Annotated in this window: 13 protein-coding genes and 1 pseudogene; 6 read left to right on the top strand and 8 right to left on the bottom strand. The window is 60.6% G+C overall.

Annotated features, from left to right (window positions below; translation table 11 throughout):
• Positions 1–1,110 carry a dihydrolipoamide acetyltransferase family protein gene (locus tag BK658_RS13515; RefSeq protein WP_123582719.1) on the top strand — a complete coding sequence of 370 codons (1,110 nt, stop codon included), beginning with the start codon at positions 1–3 and terminating at the stop codon, positions 1,108–1,110.
• 154 nt (positions 1,111–1,264) lie between these two features.
• Here BK658_RS13515 and BK658_RS13510 read toward each other — a convergent pair.
• The 4 genes and pseudogenes from BK658_RS13510 to BK658_RS13495 all read right to left on the bottom strand — a co-directional run.
• Positions 1,265–1,504: pseudogene (locus BK658_RS13510) on the bottom strand (YebG family protein); the annotation flags it as partial.
• A 184-nt stretch (positions 1,505–1,688) separates the two neighbouring features.
• Positions 1,689–2,393 carry a hypothetical protein gene (locus BK658_RS13505; protein WP_123582717.1) on the bottom strand — a complete coding sequence of 235 codons (705 nt, stop codon included), beginning with the start codon at positions 2,391–2,393 and terminating at the stop codon, positions 1,689–1,691.
• Positions 2,394–2,653: 260 nt separating this feature from the next.
• On the bottom strand, positions 2,654–4,180 hold the full coding sequence (locus BK658_RS13500) for a sensor histidine kinase (protein ID WP_123582716.1): 1,527 nt from the start codon (positions 4,178–4,180) through the stop codon (positions 2,654–2,656).
• Positions 4,177–4,893, bottom strand: coding sequence for a response regulator transcription factor (locus BK658_RS13495; RefSeq protein WP_123582715.1), 717 nt, complete (start codon positions 4,891–4,893; stop codon positions 4,177–4,179). Before BK658_RS13495 ends, BK658_RS13500 begins: the two co-directional genes overlap by 4 nt.
• Before the next feature lie 152 nt (positions 4,894–5,045).
• On the opposite strand from BK658_RS13495, the gene msrB reads away from it, so the two are divergent.
• The 3 genes from msrB to msrA all read left to right on the top strand — a co-directional run bounded on the left by msrB (position 5,046) and on the right by msrA (position 8,356).
• The gene (gene msrB / locus BK658_RS13490) at positions 5,046–5,564 is read left to right on the top strand and encodes a peptide-methionine (R)-S-oxide reductase MsrB (RefSeq protein ID WP_123582714.1); all 519 of its coding nucleotides are present in this window, start codon (positions 5,046–5,048) and stop codon (positions 5,562–5,564) included.
• Between the two features lie 44 nt (positions 5,565–5,608).
• Positions 5,609–7,420 carry a cytochrome c biogenesis protein DipZ gene (locus BK658_RS13485; protein ID WP_123582713.1) on the top strand — a complete coding sequence of 604 codons (1,812 nt, stop codon included), beginning with the start codon at positions 5,609–5,611 and terminating at the stop codon, positions 7,418–7,420.
• Positions 7,421–7,648: 228 nt separating this feature from the next.
• Positions 7,649–8,356 (top strand): peptide-methionine (S)-S-oxide reductase MsrA, encoded by a 708-nt coding sequence (gene msrA, locus BK658_RS13480; RefSeq protein WP_123582712.1) that lies wholly within the window; start codon positions 7,649–7,651, stop codon positions 8,354–8,356.
• A gap of 7 nt (positions 8,357–8,363) precedes the next feature.
• Here msrA and BK658_RS13475 read toward each other — a convergent pair whose 3' ends face one another.
• Together BK658_RS13475 and BK658_RS13470 are read right to left on the bottom strand one after the other, a co-directional pair.
• Positions 8,364–9,377 (bottom strand): GGDEF domain-containing protein, encoded by a 1,014-nt coding sequence (locus BK658_RS13475; protein ID WP_123582711.1) that lies wholly within the window; start codon positions 9,375–9,377, stop codon positions 8,364–8,366.
• A 131-nt stretch (positions 9,378–9,508) separates the two neighbouring features.
• Positions 9,509–10,417 carry a LysR family transcriptional regulator gene (locus BK658_RS13470; RefSeq protein WP_123582710.1) on the bottom strand — a complete coding sequence of 303 codons (909 nt, stop codon included), beginning with the start codon at positions 10,415–10,417 and terminating at the stop codon, positions 9,509–9,511.
• A gap of 102 nt (positions 10,418–10,519) precedes the next feature.
• Here BK658_RS13470 and BK658_RS13465 point away from each other — a divergent pair, with 102 nt between their 5' ends.
• Positions 10,520–11,701, top strand: coding sequence for an aspartate aminotransferase family protein (locus tag BK658_RS13465; protein ID WP_123582709.1), 1,182 nt, complete (start codon positions 10,520–10,522; stop codon positions 11,699–11,701).
• A gap of 126 nt (positions 11,702–11,827) precedes the next feature.
• Here the strand turns inward: BK658_RS13465 and BK658_RS13460 are convergent, their stop codons facing one another.
• Together BK658_RS13460 and BK658_RS13455 are read right to left on the bottom strand one after the other, a co-directional pair.
• Positions 11,828–12,406: a DedA family protein gene (locus tag BK658_RS13460; protein ID WP_123582708.1), complete on the bottom strand. Its 579-nt coding sequence runs from the start codon at positions 12,404–12,406 to the stop codon at positions 11,828–11,830.
• 77 nt (positions 12,407–12,483) lie between these two features.
• Positions 12,484–12,813, bottom strand: a complete 330-nt coding sequence (locus BK658_RS13455; RefSeq protein WP_123582707.1) for a hypothetical protein — start codon at positions 12,811–12,813, stop codon at positions 12,484–12,486.
• 212 nt (positions 12,814–13,025) lie between these two features.
• On the opposite strand from BK658_RS13455, the gene BK658_RS13450 reads away from it, so the two are divergent.
• Complete coding sequence (locus BK658_RS13450; protein WP_123582855.1) at positions 13,026–13,736, top strand: response regulator; 711 nt, start codon at positions 13,026–13,028, stop codon at positions 13,734–13,736.
• The last annotated feature ends 5 nt before the right edge of the window (positions 13,737–13,741 follow it).

Below are 13,741 nucleotides of genomic sequence, written 5' to 3'. Positions count from 1 at the left end.
ATGAAATATTTCAAATTGCCTGACTTGGGCGAAGGGCTGCAAGAAGCGGAAATCGTCGAATGGCACGTCAAGGTCGGCGATACGGTGAAGGCTGATCAATTGTTGGTTTCGGTGGAAACCGCCAAGGCCCTGGTGGATATTCCTGCACCTTACGACGGTGTGGTGGCGAAAACCTTCGGCGGTGAAGGTGACATCCTGCACGTCGGCGAACCCTTGATGGGGTATGAAGGCGAGGCGGATGCCGGCACCGTGGTAGGCCGGCTTGAAGGTGGCGGCAGCCATCAGGACGATCAGTTTTTCGTCGGCGCCGCGCCCTCGACCCGCGAACACATGAGCGCGCGCGCTACCCCGGCGGTGCGGCAATTGGCCCGGCAACTGGGCGTCGAATTGACTGGGTTGAGCGGGTCCGGCCCCGATGGGCTGATCACCCGCAGCGATGTGGAAAGTGCCTCGCAAACCGAGCGCGACAAATTTGGCGGAGAGAAGCTGCGCGGGGTGCGCCGCAGTATGGCGCAGAACATGGCCAGGTCCCACGCCGAGGTGGTGCCGGTGACCCTCTACGCCGATGCCGATCTGCACCGCTGGGGTCGTGCGCGTGATCCGTTGATCCGTTTGGCCAAAGCCATGGCGGCAGCCTGTGACGTGGAGCCGATGCTCAACTGTGGGTTTGATGGCAAGTCCTTGTCGATCAAACACCACGACACCCTGAATCTGGGCATTGCCGTCGACACCCCCGACGGTTTGTTCGTGCCGGTGTTGCGCGATGTGGGCAATCGCTCGTCAGATGATTTGAAAGAAGGCATCACCCGCCTGCGCGCCGACGTGCAGGCGCGTTCGATCCCGGCCAGGGAAATGATGGGCGCGACCCTGACCTTGTCGAACTTCGGCACCATGTTCGGGCGCTATGCCAACCCGGTGGTGGTGCCGCCGCAAGTAGCAATTCTTGCCGCCGGAACCATTCGCGACGAACCGGTGGCGATGGACGGCAAGGTGCTGGTGCACCCGGTACTGCCGCTGTCGTTGACCTTCGATCACCGGGTGGTGACGGGGGGAGAAGCGGCGCGGTTCTTCAAGGTGTTGGTCGAGGCACTGGAACAACCGGACAGTTGAAACGCGGGCATGAAAAAGGCCCTGAGTCAGTGACTCAGGGCCTATTCAATTCGGGCGTTGTTTACTTCGCAGGCTTAGCCGATTTTGCGGGTTTGGCAGGCTCGGCTGATTCCGTTGGGTCAACGGGTTCAACGGCTGCAACAGGCACGTTGAGCAATTCGGACAGGGCGTCCGGCTGGCTCTTGAACGCCTTGGCGAACACATCGCGATTTTTCGCCATGTAGATCCCGGCTTCTTCCACCTGTTGCTCGGTCAGCGACGGAACCGCTTTTTGCAACACTTCAGCCAGCAATTCAGCCAGTTCGAGCATTTTGTCATGACGGTCAGCTTCGGCTTTATCCATGAACAAGCGCTCCAGATCTCGGCTGCTGCGGTATACCACTTCGACGGCCATTCACCACCTCACATGCCTTCACGATAGTTGTCTTTTGCGACTACTGTATTTATATACAGCCAAAAGAATAAGCGAATCCCTGCGCTTTGGGTAGTGGCTTTTTAATGTAGACCGGATTCAGGATTTGTCAGGCGGGCCGAGGCCGCAATCGCTGGCAAGCCAGCGATTTTTTGAAGAGGAGCGGTTATTGCGCGGCGATGCTGTAACCGTCGAACGCCGTCTGCTGTTGCAGGGCGGTGACGATGGCTTTGCGGGTGGCCGGTTGTTCGATGCCGGCATTGTCAATGAAGGTCTCGCTGGCAAGCTCCGCCTCGTCGCCTTCACCCACAAAGGTGAAACCGAGGAATTCGAAGGCTTCACGGTCGACGTACGGTTTGGAGCGCGGATTACGCAGCGGCAGGCTGACGCTGACGCCGTCCTTGCTGATGCTGAACACTTCGATTTCTTTCTTGGCGCGGGCCGCTTTACTCTTGCCGGCGCTTGGGTTGCTGATGGCCTGATGGGTCTGGTTCAGCACTTTCAGCGCCAGGCCATAGACCAGTTCCTGAAAGTCTGGGTCATCCTTGAAGCTCGACAGAATCCGGCTGATCGGGAACTTGCTGCTCAGGTCTTCCAGGGCGGCGATATCCGCTGCCTCGGCGTCCTTGAGCTGTTTGAGCTCGCCCATCAGTTCGTAGGCTTTGTCGTCGTCGAAGCGGTCGTGAGCCTGGCGGATGGCCGTGCGCAGCTCGCGAATCTGGTCGCTTTCTTTCGAGGTGTGGAAGGCGTCCAGGACCATCTCGCTGATGGTTTTGGCCTGCGGCACGTGTTGTGAAAGATTGATGGAGTTTTCGTATTCCGCTTTGGACGACAAGGTGATTACGGATTCAGCGGTATTGGAATCTGGCATTGAAATTTCACTACTTCTTTAAACAGAATTTAAGACGAGAACAGCATCGGCGTTTTCGGATTGCCTAATCTATTGGACCGCTGCGATGTTGTCACGGACCAACGGACGATCAGGGCAGCGCGGCGACCGATGTGACCGCAACAGCGGCCAATCGTTGCGCAAAAAAAGCCCTGCGTTCGATTCGAGGGCGGGGCTAAAGGCAGTCCGGCGGGCAAGCCGCCGACGTCCTTGCTTGAGTGAGTATCAGGGAGGCTAGCGGATTATCGCTGGGGCGAATTCAGGTTCATCGACCGAACCGCCAACGCGCTCGCCGTTTCCTCATCTACAGGCAGCGAAAAGCGGAAGGTCGCGCCCTGGCCTGGCACATCGAGCAAGTGAATTTCGCGGCCATGCAGTTGCAGAATCCGGTGCACGATGCGCAAGCCCAGACCACCGTCGCGGCGCGCCCCGCCAATGTTGAAGGGCCGCAGGAACAAGCCTTCGCGCAGTTCTGCGGCGATGCCCGGGCCGCTGTCGCTGACGGTGATCTCGACGAACTTGCCTTGCGGGACAAGGCTGATGTCGATTTCCCCGCCATCGGGGGTGTGGCGCAAGGCGTTGTCGAACAGGTTGGTCAGCACACGCTCTATCAACCCAAGGTCAGCGCAGACCGCCGAGACATTCGGTGCGAAGCTTGCCTTGAGCTGCACGTGCCGGGCTTCGGCGGTCAGCTCGAATTTCTGAAAGATGTCCTGCACCAGATCGGTCAGGGAAAAACGCTCCAGCACCGGTTGGACGAAGCCGTGTTCCAGGCGCACCAGTTCCAGCAACGACTGCGCCAGACCGCCGACCTTGCGGCTCTGATCGAGGGCGATGCCCAGGTAGCGACGGCGCTCGGCCGGGGTCAGGCTGGCGTCCTTCAACGACAGGGTTTCGAGGTAGCCATGCAGCGACGCCAGCGGTGTGCGCAGGTCGTGGGAGATATTGGCGACCAGCTCGCGGCGCTCCTGATCCTGGCGGGTCAGTGAACGCCATTGTTCGCCCAGGCGTTTTTGCATCTGCCGGAAGGCGGCATCGAGCACGGCGATTTCGTCCTGAGTGGCGAGGTTCTCCGCTGTACCTGAGGGCGCTGGCGAGGGCGGTGTAACCGGTGCGCCGTCAATGTCGAAATGTGCGACCGTGTCGGTCAAGCGGCGCAGCGGCCGGGTGATCAGGGTAAACGCCGTGAGGCCGGCGATCAGGCACAGCAACGCGACCATCCCGATCGACCACAGCGCGGTGTTCAGCGCCGCGCTGGTGGCGCCGCGTTCGGCGTAGCGGTCATGTTCTTCGCTGAGCAGCACCACGTAGAGATAGCCGACCTGCTGACCGTTGACCTTGAGCGGTGCGGCGCTGAACACCTTGCGCCCGTCGATGCTGCGCGGATCGTCGCCGAGAATCGGCAGGGCTTCACCATTGAGCAGGCGCCGCACGGGCGCCAAATCGACCTGCTCGCGACGCAGGTGGCCTTCGGGCGCCGCATTGCCGACCACCCGGCCGCTGCTGTCGAGCAGGTACACCTCGACACTCGGGTTCACCAGCATCAACTGGCTGAACAACTCGCGCAGTGCATCGGGTTTCAGGCCATTGGCGTCCATCAACTGGGTGTCGTGGGCGATGTGCTGCGCCAGATCCCGGGACAAACCTTGCACCACTTCCAGCTCATGCATGTGGTTGGAGCGCACCTGCATCCACACCGACGTGCCGCTGCACACCAACAGCAACAGGGCGAACACCGCCGACAGGCGCTGGGTGAGTGTCAGTCTCATGGCTGCTCCTGCGCCGTGGCAAATTTATAACCACGGCCCCATACCGTGAGAATCCGCGCCGGTTGCGCCGGGTCGGTTTCGATCTTGGAGCGCAGACGATTGATGTGAGTGTTGACGGTGTGCTCGTAGCCTTCGTGGCTGTAACCCCAGACGGCGTTCAGAAGGTCCATGCGCGAGAAGACCTTGCCCGGCTGCCGGGCGAAAAAGTACAGCAAGTCGAACTCGCGTGGGGTGAGGTCCAGGCGCTTGCCGTCGAGCGACACGTCGCGGGTGATCGGGTCGATGAACAGCCCGTCGCAGGTCAGGCTGCCAGCGTCCATTCTCAGGTTGCGGGCCATGGCGTCGACCCGTCGCAGCAGGGCCTTGACCCGCGCCACCAGCTCAAGCATCGAAAACGGTTTGGCCAGGTAATCGTCGGCGCCCAGCTCCAGGCCAAGAATGCGGTGCACTTCGCTCGACCGGGCGCTGGTGATGATGATCGGGGTGTAACGGGCCATGGCGCGGGCGCGGCGGCAAATTTCCAGACCGTCGACACCCGGCAGCATCAGGTCGAGGATCAATGCATCCCAACTGCCTTGCTCAAGCAGGCGCAAGCCTTCGTTGCCATCGGCGCTGTGCACGACTTCGAACTGTTCGTCGCGCAGGTGCAGGCAGATCAGGTCGGCGATGTGTTTGTCGTCCTCGACCACCAGGACGCGTTTGGGTTGATCCATTTGGATTTAATCCTGTTGCGCAGTGCACGTATTGTGCGGGGTTTTCCCTCGGCGAGTTATCACGAATTGTTTAACTCCACGTGAGGATTTGGCGATCACCTCAAGCCTAGGCTGTGTTCCATGTCATCCACGGCGAATTTAGGGAGAAGGCCATGTTTTCACGGCGACAGATTCTTCTGGCGGGCGGCGGGCTGGGCCTTGCAGCGCTGGTTACCGGTGTATTGCCAAAAATGACCATGCGCTCGGCGCTGATCGGCGAGGCGAGCGCCGCCGAGACCTTTGAGGTCAGCCATAGCGATGCGCAATGGCACCAGCTGCTCAGCGCCGAGCAGTACGAAATCCTGCGTCAAGAGGGCACCGAACGGGCCTATTCCAGCGCACTGAACAACGAACACCGCGACGGTATCTTCGCCTGCGCGGGGTGCGACCTGGCGCTGTTTTCATCGAAAACAAAATTCGACAGCCATACCGGTTGGCCGAGTTTCTGGGCGCCCCTGGAGCATGCCGTCGCGACCCGCGAGGACCGCTCGTTCGGCGTGCTGCGCGAGGAAGTTCATTGTCGACGCTGCGGCGGGCACTTGGGCCATGTGTTCAACGACGGGCCAAAACCGACCGGTCTACGCTACTGCATGAACGGTCTGGCGATGACCTTCAAGCCGCAAGCGGCCTGACACCATGGGCAGGCTTTTTCCTTCACTTCATACAGGTCCTTGTTATGTGGCTTCTGGTCCTCGCTTATCTCGGTGGTGTGCTGACGATTCTCAGCCCGTGCATTCTGCCAGTACTGCCGTTTGTCTTCGCTCGCACCGGGCAACCGTTTATCAAGAGTGGCTTGCCGCTGTTGGCGGGGATGGCGCTGACCTTCGCGCTCGTCGCCTCGTTGGCGGCGGTGGGCGGCGGTTGGGTGGTGCAACTCAATCAGTACGGTCGCTGGCTCGCGTTGCTGTTCGTAGCACTGTTCGGGCTGACGCTGCTGCTGCCACAACTCGCCGAACGGCTGACGCGTCCACTGGTGGCCGCCGGCAGTCGATTGTCGGAAGCGGCGGGCGCCGATACCCGGCCGCGTCCCGGCGCTTCGTTGCTGATCGGCGTCGCCACGGGCCTGCTTTGGGCGCCGTGCGCCGGGCCGATTCTCGGGCTGGTGCTGACCGGCGCGGCGCTGCAAGGGGCAAGCATCGGCACCACCTTGCTGTTGCTGGCCTATGCGTTGGGCGCCGCCACTTCCCTCGCGGTCGCCTTGCTGCTGGGCGGTAAAGTCTTCGCGGCGATGAAGCGTTCGATCGGCGCCGGTGAATGGCTGCGCCGTGGCCTTGGTGCGGCGATGCTGGCGGGGGTGGCTGCCATCGCCTTGGGCCTGGACACCGGGATTCTGGCGCGGGTGTCGACCGCCTCCACCGGTGGGCTTGAACAGGCGCTGGTTGGTCGACTGGCGGGCAAATCACCCGCCAACAGCGGGGCGATGATGGCGCAGATTCCGCCGTCCGCCGACGATCAGTCGGGCTCAGCCATGATGGTTGCCGGCGGTGCGATGAAAGTGGCCGCCAACGCTCCCACAACGTTGCCCGTCGAAGGCAACCTGCCGCCGCTGGAGGGCGCCGTGCAATGGCTGAATTCAGCGCCGCTCAGCACTCAAGCGTTGAAGGGTAAAGTGGTGTTGGTGGATTTCTGGACCTACTCCTGCATCAACTGCCTGCGCACCTTGCCGTACGTCAAAGCCTGGGCCGAGAAGTATCGCGATCAGGGCCTGGTGGTGATCGGTGTGCATGCGCCGGAGTTCGCCTTCGAACGGGATGTAGGCAACGTGACCAAGGCCATGAAGAACCTGGGTATCAATTACCCGGTGGCCATCGATAACGACTACAGGATCTGGCGGGCTTTCAACAACGAATACTGGCCGGCGCACTATTTTGCCGACGCTCAGGGACGCATTCGCTACCACCATTTTGGTGAGGGCAACTACGCCGAATCGGAACGGGTGATCCAGCAGTTGTTGCGTGAAGCCGGTGCGGCGAAAGTCGCCGATGGCCTGATCGATGCCAGCGCCCAAGGCGTGCAACGGGCACCGGACATGAACGAAGTGCGTTCGCCGGAAACCTACGTCGGCTACCAGCGTTCGGAACATTTCGTACCTGAGGCGAGCCTCGCGCCCGACAAGGTTGCCGCGTACAGCGCACCCGCGACATTGGCGCTCAATGACTGGACGCTGGACGGTCACTGGAACGTCGGTTCGGAGCGCGCCACATCGGCGGCCCCGGCCAGTCGCATCGTTTACCGCTTTCATGCCCGCGACCTGCACCTGGTGCTGGGCCCCGGCGCCGACGGCAAACCGGTGCGCTTCAAGGTCATGATCGACGGCAAAGCTCCAGGCGATGCCCACGGCACCGACGTCGCTCCGGATGGCAGCGGCAGTGTGACCGAACAACGCCTCTACCAATTGGTGCGCCAACCCGGCGACGTGGCAGATCGGACCTTCAGCATCGAGTTCCTTGACCCGGGCGTGTCGGCGTATGCGTTTACCTTTGGTTGATGAGTATTCAGTTGCCCAGAACACACTGATCCCTGTGGCGAGGGAGCTTGCTCCCGCTGGAGCGCGTAGCGATCCCACAACCATTGACCGGGATGCATCAGATACACCGCGTTAACGGGATTACGACTGCTTCGCCCGAGCGCGGACCGGCCGGCGGGAGCAAGCTCCCTCGCCACAGGTTTTGTGCTCGCCACAGCACTCAGAATTGTTTATTCAGGAGTCGTCATCATGAAAACCCGATTTACCTGGCGCCAGACCCTGCTCGGGCTGGCCGTCGCTGCAATTGCAGGTCAATGCATGGCCTTTTCATTCGGCGTTGCCGAAGACGCGGTCGCCATCGCGCCGCCAGCCCTTGATGAAACGCCCAAGGCCAACAGCGAAACGGCGGTGTTCGCCGGTGGCTGCTTCTGGGGTGTTCAAGGCGTGTTTCAACATGTCAAAGGCGTCAAGAATGCGCTCTCCGGTTACGCCGGAGGCGCAGCGAACACGGCGCAATACGAGCGTGTCAGCGAGGGTGATACCGGTCATGCGGAATCCGTTCAGGTCACTTTCGATCCTGCTCAGGTGAGCTACGGCACCTTGCTGCAAATCTACTTCTCGGTCGCTCACAACCCCACCGAACTCAATCGCCAGGGCCCGGACACCGGAACCCAATATCGCTCGGCGATCTTTGTCGAAAGTGCCGAGCAACAAAAAGTCGCCCAGGCCTACATCGCACAACTCGATGCCGCACATACCTTCAACAAACCGATCGTGACCAAACTCGAAACCTACAACGGCTTCTACCCGGCAGAGGCCTACCATCAGAACTTCCTGACGGAGCATCCGACGTATCCCTACATCGTGATCAACGACCTGCCGAAAGTGGCGCAACTCAAACAGCTGTATCCGGAGCGGTATCAGGAGAAACCAGTGTTGGTGAAGACCGGTATGTAGTGCTGGATCAACCGGAAATCATGTTCTTGCCGATGATCTTCGAGCGATACAACGCCTGATCCGCCCGAGCCAGCAGACCGGTTTGTTGCTCGTCTTCAAAGCGTTGCGCCACGCCAAAGCTCATCGTGACCTGGAAGTCGCCTACCGGTGGCAAGCTCGACAGCTCAAGGCGGATGTTTTCGGCGAGGGCGCGTGCGGTGGCAGCGGTGCTGTTGGGCAGGATCACGATGAACTCGTCGCCGCCCCAACGGGCCAGCAAGTCACCTTCGCGCACGCAGCGTTTGACGCTTTCGACCACGTGCACCAACGCCGCGTCACCCAAGGCATGGCCGTAATGGTCGTTGATATTTTTGAAGTCATCGATGTCCATGGCGATCAGCGACAGCGGCTGACGAAAACGCTGGGAGCGCTCGCATTCCAGTGGCAGGGCTTTTTCCAGGAGATAGCGGTTGGCGATCCCGGTCAGGGTGTCGCTTTCTGCCAGTTTGCGGTTCTCGTCCAACTGAGCCTGTAACTGCTGATTGAGCAGAGACAACTCGCGGGTCCGTTCCTCGACCATCGCTTCGAGGGAATGATTGCGCCGTTCGAGTTGCTCCAGCAGACGCTTCTTGTCTTCAATGCAGCGACTCGCCCCGATCATCCGCGCCACTGAGCCATCGCTGTTACGTGCGATCACATGACCGCGATCTTCGATCCAGATGTAGCGGCCATCCTGCCTGCGGCAACGGTACTCGGTTTGATAGCGGGGTGAGCGCTGATGCAGGTGAGCATCGAATTGCAGCATCACCTGCTGGTAATCGTCGGGATGAATCGCGTTCTCCCAGGCCAGCACGTTGTTCTCAAGTGCATGAGGCGCGTAGCCGAGCATGTCGTACCAACCGCGATTGCGGTAGACAAACCCGGTGTTGGCGTTCCAGTCCCAGATCCCGTCGCTGACCAGCTCCAGAATCGCGTGCAGGATGTCTTCATTCAGATCAGTCAGGCTGACCTTCAACGGCTCGATACTGGACAACTCAACCATCACCGCTCTCCCTGCTGCCCTGATCTTCAAGTGGCCGGCCAGTCGTAAAGACTAACTCATGGCGCGTTGACACTGTAGCGCCGGAAATCAAGGGATAGAAGCCTCTTGCGTAGTAATAATGGTGCGCGCGATCAGTTCTGTTTACCCCACGTCTGCAACGCAAACTCGACAAAACTGCGCAGCTTCGGCAAACGGTATCGGTCCTGCGCGTAGATCAGATTCATCGGGCGACGGGGCAGTTGATAGTCCTGCATCAGGGCCACCAGTTTCCCTTCCCGAAGGTCTTGATCCACCAGAGCATCCGGCAGCATCACCACACCCATCCCAGTGCGCGCCGCCTGGTGCAGGCCCGATGAACTATTGATCAGCATCGGGCCGCTCACCGCCACGACGATCTCCCCGTCAGGGCCGCTCAGACGCCACTGTTTTTCCACCGAGCGCCATTCATCGCCCGCCGGGTAGGCAAAGGCCAGGCAGTCGTGATCGGCCAGGTCCTCCGGTTTTTGCGGTGTGCCACGGCGTGCCAGATACGCCGACGATGCACACATGGTCAGCGTGTAGTCCTCCAGTGGCCGGGCGATCAGGTTGGACGGTTCGGTGTTACCCAGGCGAATCGCCACGTCAAAACCGTTGTCCAGCAGATCAAGACGTTGATTGGTCAACACCACGTCCAGCTTGACCTGCGGGCAACGCAGCACGAATTCGCTCAAGGCCGGCGCCAGGCGTTCCGTGCCAAAGGTCAGCGGGGCGGTAATGCGCAGCGTACCGCTGGGTTCGCCCTGGGTTTGTTCGGCCAGCCGCTCGGAGTCGGCCACCAGCCCCAATACCTCAAGGCAGCGTTGATAGTAGGTCGAGCCAAATTCGGTCAAGCGCTGACGCCGTGTCGTACGGTGCAGCAAACTGACGCCCAGACGTTGCTCCAGTGCTCGCAGATGATTGCCGACCATGGTGGTCGACATTTCGCACTCCAGGGCGGCAGCGGTCATGCTGCCAGCCTCGACCACTTTCACGTAAACCGACATCGCCAGCAGTAAGTCCATTATCAATCTCAGCTTTAAAATGATTGAAGTGTTAAGGCGTTTATCCAGCTCAGGTGGCTAACGATACTGCAAAAACACTGACCAATGATGGAGCTTGATGTCATGACCGCCGCCTGCCTGATGACCACGTATCAACCCCTGGCCTTGAGCTTTACCAAAGGGCTGGGCACACGCCTGTGGGATCAGGCCGGTCGTGAATACCTGGATGCGGTGGCGGGCGTGGCCGTGACCAATGTCGGCCACTCGCACCCGAAGGTGGTCAGCGCCATCAGCGAACAGGCCGGCCTGTTGCTGCACACGTCCAACCTGTACAGCATCGACTGGCAGCAACGGTTGGCGCACAAGCTGACGCAGTTGTCGGGGCTCGACCGGGTGTTCTTCAACAACTCCGGCGCCGAGGCCAATGAAACCGCGCTGAAACTGGCCCGGCTGTACGGTTGGCACAAAGGTGTCGAGCAGCCGTTGGTGGTGGTCATGGAAAACGCCTTTCATGGCCGCACGCTTGGCACCTTGTCTGCCAGCGATGGCCCTGCGGTGCGCTTGGGCTTTCAAGGGTTGCCGGGGGATTTCATCAAAGTGCCGTTCGGCGATCTCGCCGCACTGGATAAGGCCCACCAGACTCACGGCCAGCGCATCGTGGCGGTTCTGATGGAGCCGATTCAGGGCGAGAGCGGCGTACAGCTTGCACCTTCCGGCTACCTGAAAGCCCTGCGCGAACTCTGCAATCGGCGCAACTGGCTGCTGATGCTCGACGAGATCCAGACCGGTATCGGCCGCACCGGGCAATGGTTCGCCTTTCAACACGAAGGTATCGTCCCGGACGTCATGACCCTGGCCAAAGGCCTGGGCAATGGTGTCCCGATCGGCGCTTGCCTGGCTCGCGGTAAAGCCGCCGAACTCTTCACCCCGGGCAGCCACGGCAGCACCTTTGGCGGAAACCCGCTGGCGTGCCGGGTGGGCTGCACGGTGCTGGAAATCATCGAAGAGCAAGGCTTGCTGGAAAACGCCAAGCGTCAGGGCGAACGCCTGCTCGCACGCTTGCACGCCGAACTCGATGGCAACCCGCAGGTGCTGGCGATCCGTGGCCAAGGCTTGATGATCGGCATCGAACTGGCCCGGCCCATTCGCGACCTGACCCTGATCGCCGCACGGGACCACGGGCTGCTGATCAACGTGACACGGGGCAAGACCATCCGCTTGCTGCCACCGCTGACCATCGATGAGCGGGAAGTGGAGATGATTGTGCGGGGAGTAGGGCGGGTGGTGAGAGGCACGGATAGCTGATCGATCTCGCTTACCCCATTCCCGTAGGAGCAAGGCTTGCCCGCGATGGCGGTCTCACGGATGTCATCGCTGGCAAGCCAGGCTCCTACGGTTTTCTGTCCGTCATAACGTACGAAGGGGACCGATTTACTGCTGCAACTTACGCTTGTTCCTCTGGTGCACGATCACCGCCACAACCACAACGACCACCACAACACCCAAGGCAATCGGCAGCCGGTAAGGCCTGAGGTCACCGAACACTTGCTGAAGCGCTTCGCCCGCCCAATAACCGCCGCTGACAAACAGTGTGGCCCAGACCATTGCACCGAGCATGTTCCACAGTGAAAAACGCAACGGCGACAGGCCACTGGCACCGATCACCATGGGGCCCACCAACCGCATGCCGTACAGAAAGCGCACCGAAAAAACCGACATCGACGGGTAGCGTGCGATCAATCCGCTGACTCGCTTGATCTGCGCTTGATGGCGTTTGAGACGAGGCAAGAGTCGCGCGCCGAAATACCGACCGCTCCAGAACAACAGTTGATCCCCCAACATTCCGCCGGCGCTGGCCCAGGCAATCACCGGCCAAAGCTTCAGCAAATGCTGATGCGCCGCCATGCCGCCCAATATCAGAATGGTTTCGCCTTCCATGACACAGCCAATAAAAACCGCCCAATAGCCGTAGGTCGCGAGGAGGTGATTGAGGTCTATGTGCTCGAACATGGGCGGTTGGCGGCCTTTGGCGTGTTGCGGAGGCTGGGCAATGGTGGACCGTTATAGGGTGATTCATTGCAGCCCAATCAATGTGCGCTCAGGATAGCGTCTTGATCGTTCCTGCGCTCTGCCTGAGAACGATCGATCGGCAAGACTTCCGAAACGTCCCCACCTTGCATCAACGTTTGCGCCTCACCATTCTCAATCACCCAGCGCAGCAGGTCGGTCACCGGCACGCGGTGGCTGCGTTCGACCCATTGCAGGCCGTCGGGGCTGTAGTGTTCGGTGTAGCGGGTGAGGATCAGCTCGCGCTGGTCACTCGACAGTTGCAGGCTGACTTCGCGGCAGTGCAGGTTGGCGTTGGCGTGTTTCACCACGCGTTGTTGCAGGATCAGGGGCTGGTTTTCAGAGATCATCGGTCTGGGCTTCCTGGCAGCGGTGGAACGCGTGAGCAAGGGCGTGAGCAAACAGTCTTCGGGAAAAGAGGATAGATGCTGGCATTCGGACCTTGCGCAAAGATGTCTGCTTTTTTACTGCGCCGTCGCTTTGTTACCCGATTGAAATATATGACGGAGCGCGCCGAATGGTTTTAGATGATGGTTCTTTCAGACCTTAAGTGATGCCGCTGGTGAGCAGTCTTTTGATCGTGGACGACGACCTTGAGGTCCTCGCGCTGCTGAAGAAATTTTTTGTGCAACAAGGCTATGCGGTGGAGGTCGCCACCGATGGCGCCTCGATGTGGGCGGCGATTGAGGGCCAGGCGCCGGACCTGATCATTCTCGACCTGATGCTGCCGGGCGAGAACGGGCTGACGCTGTGCCAACGCCTGCGCCAGCAATACCCGACACCGGTGATCATGCTCACCGCCATGGGTGAGTTGAGTGATCGGGTGGTCGGGCTGGAGATGGGCGCAGATGATTACCTGAGCAAACCGTTCGACGCCCGGGAGCTGCTGGCTCGCGTGCGCGCCGTGCTGCGCCGGGCCGGCGAAAGCTGTCCGCTGACCGGGGAAGCGCCGCGCCCGCTGATCAAGTTCGCCGACTGGCAACTGGACCTTACCCGTCGGGAACTGCGCTCACCGGATCAGGTGATGATTCCGCTGTCGGCCGGGGAGTTCGACTTGCTGCTGGTGTTTGTCGAGAATCCGCAGCGCATTCTCACCCGGGAACAGTTACTGGACCTGGCGAGGGGCCGCACGCATGAGGCGTTCGATCGCAGCATCGACGTTCAGGTCAGCCGCTTGCGGCGCAAGCTGGAATACGACACCAAGCGCCCGGAGATGATTCGTACCGTGCGCAACGGCGGGTATCTGTTCACCCCCAGCGTGACCCGCCAGTGAAGAAA

This window comes from Pseudomonas brassicacearum (assembly GCF_003732175.1).
In the GTDB taxonomy this organism is placed as follows: domain Bacteria; phylum Pseudomonadota; class Gammaproteobacteria; order Pseudomonadales; family Pseudomonadaceae; genus Aquipseudomonas; species Aquipseudomonas brassicacearum_G.
The sequence above is the reverse complement of the archived record's forward strand: the minus strand, read 5'-3'. Positions and strand labels throughout refer to the sequence as shown.

Bases quoted from the DNA above. Each gene is read 5' to 3' on its own strand.
- msrA (WP_123582712.1), top strand. From the start codon at position 7,649: ATGAAAACCCGATTTACCTGGCGCCAGACCCTGCTCGGGCTGGCCGTC.
- BK658_RS13500 (WP_123582716.1), bottom strand. From the start codon at position 4,180: ATGAGACTGACACTCACCCAGCGCCTGTCGGCGGTGTTCGCCCTGTTG.
- BK658_RS13460 (WP_123582708.1), bottom strand. From the start codon at position 12,406: ATGTTCGAGCACATAGACCTCAATCACCTCCTCGCGACCTACGGCTAT.
- BK658_RS13515 (WP_123582719.1), top strand. From the start codon at position 1: ATGAAATATTTCAAATTGCCTGACTTGGGCGAAGGGCTGCAAGAAGCG.
- BK658_RS13495 (WP_123582715.1), bottom strand. From the start codon at position 4,893: ATGGATCAACCCAAACGCGTCCTGGTGGTCGAGGACGACAAACACATC.
- BK658_RS13465 (WP_123582709.1), top strand. From the start codon at position 10,520: ATGACCGCCGCCTGCCTGATGACCACGTATCAACCCCTGGCCTTGAGC.
- msrB (WP_123582714.1), top strand. From the start codon at position 5,046: ATGTTTTCACGGCGACAGATTCTTCTGGCGGGCGGCGGGCTGGGCCTT.
- BK658_RS13470 (WP_123582710.1), bottom strand. From the start codon at position 10,417: ATGGACTTACTGCTGGCGATGTCGGTTTACGTGAAAGTGGTCGAGGCT.
- BK658_RS13485 (WP_123582713.1), top strand. From the start codon at position 5,609: ATGTGGCTTCTGGTCCTCGCTTATCTCGGTGGTGTGCTGACGATTCTC.
- BK658_RS13455 (WP_123582707.1), bottom strand. From the start codon at position 12,813: ATGATCTCTGAAAACCAGCCCCTGATCCTGCAACAACGCGTGGTGAAA.
- BK658_RS13475 (WP_123582711.1), bottom strand. From the start codon at position 9,377: ATGGTTGAGTTGTCCAGTATCGAGCCGTTGAAGGTCAGCCTGACTGAT.
- BK658_RS13505 (WP_123582717.1), bottom strand. From the start codon at position 2,393: ATGCCAGATTCCAATACCGCTGAATCCGTAATCACCTTGTCGTCCAAA.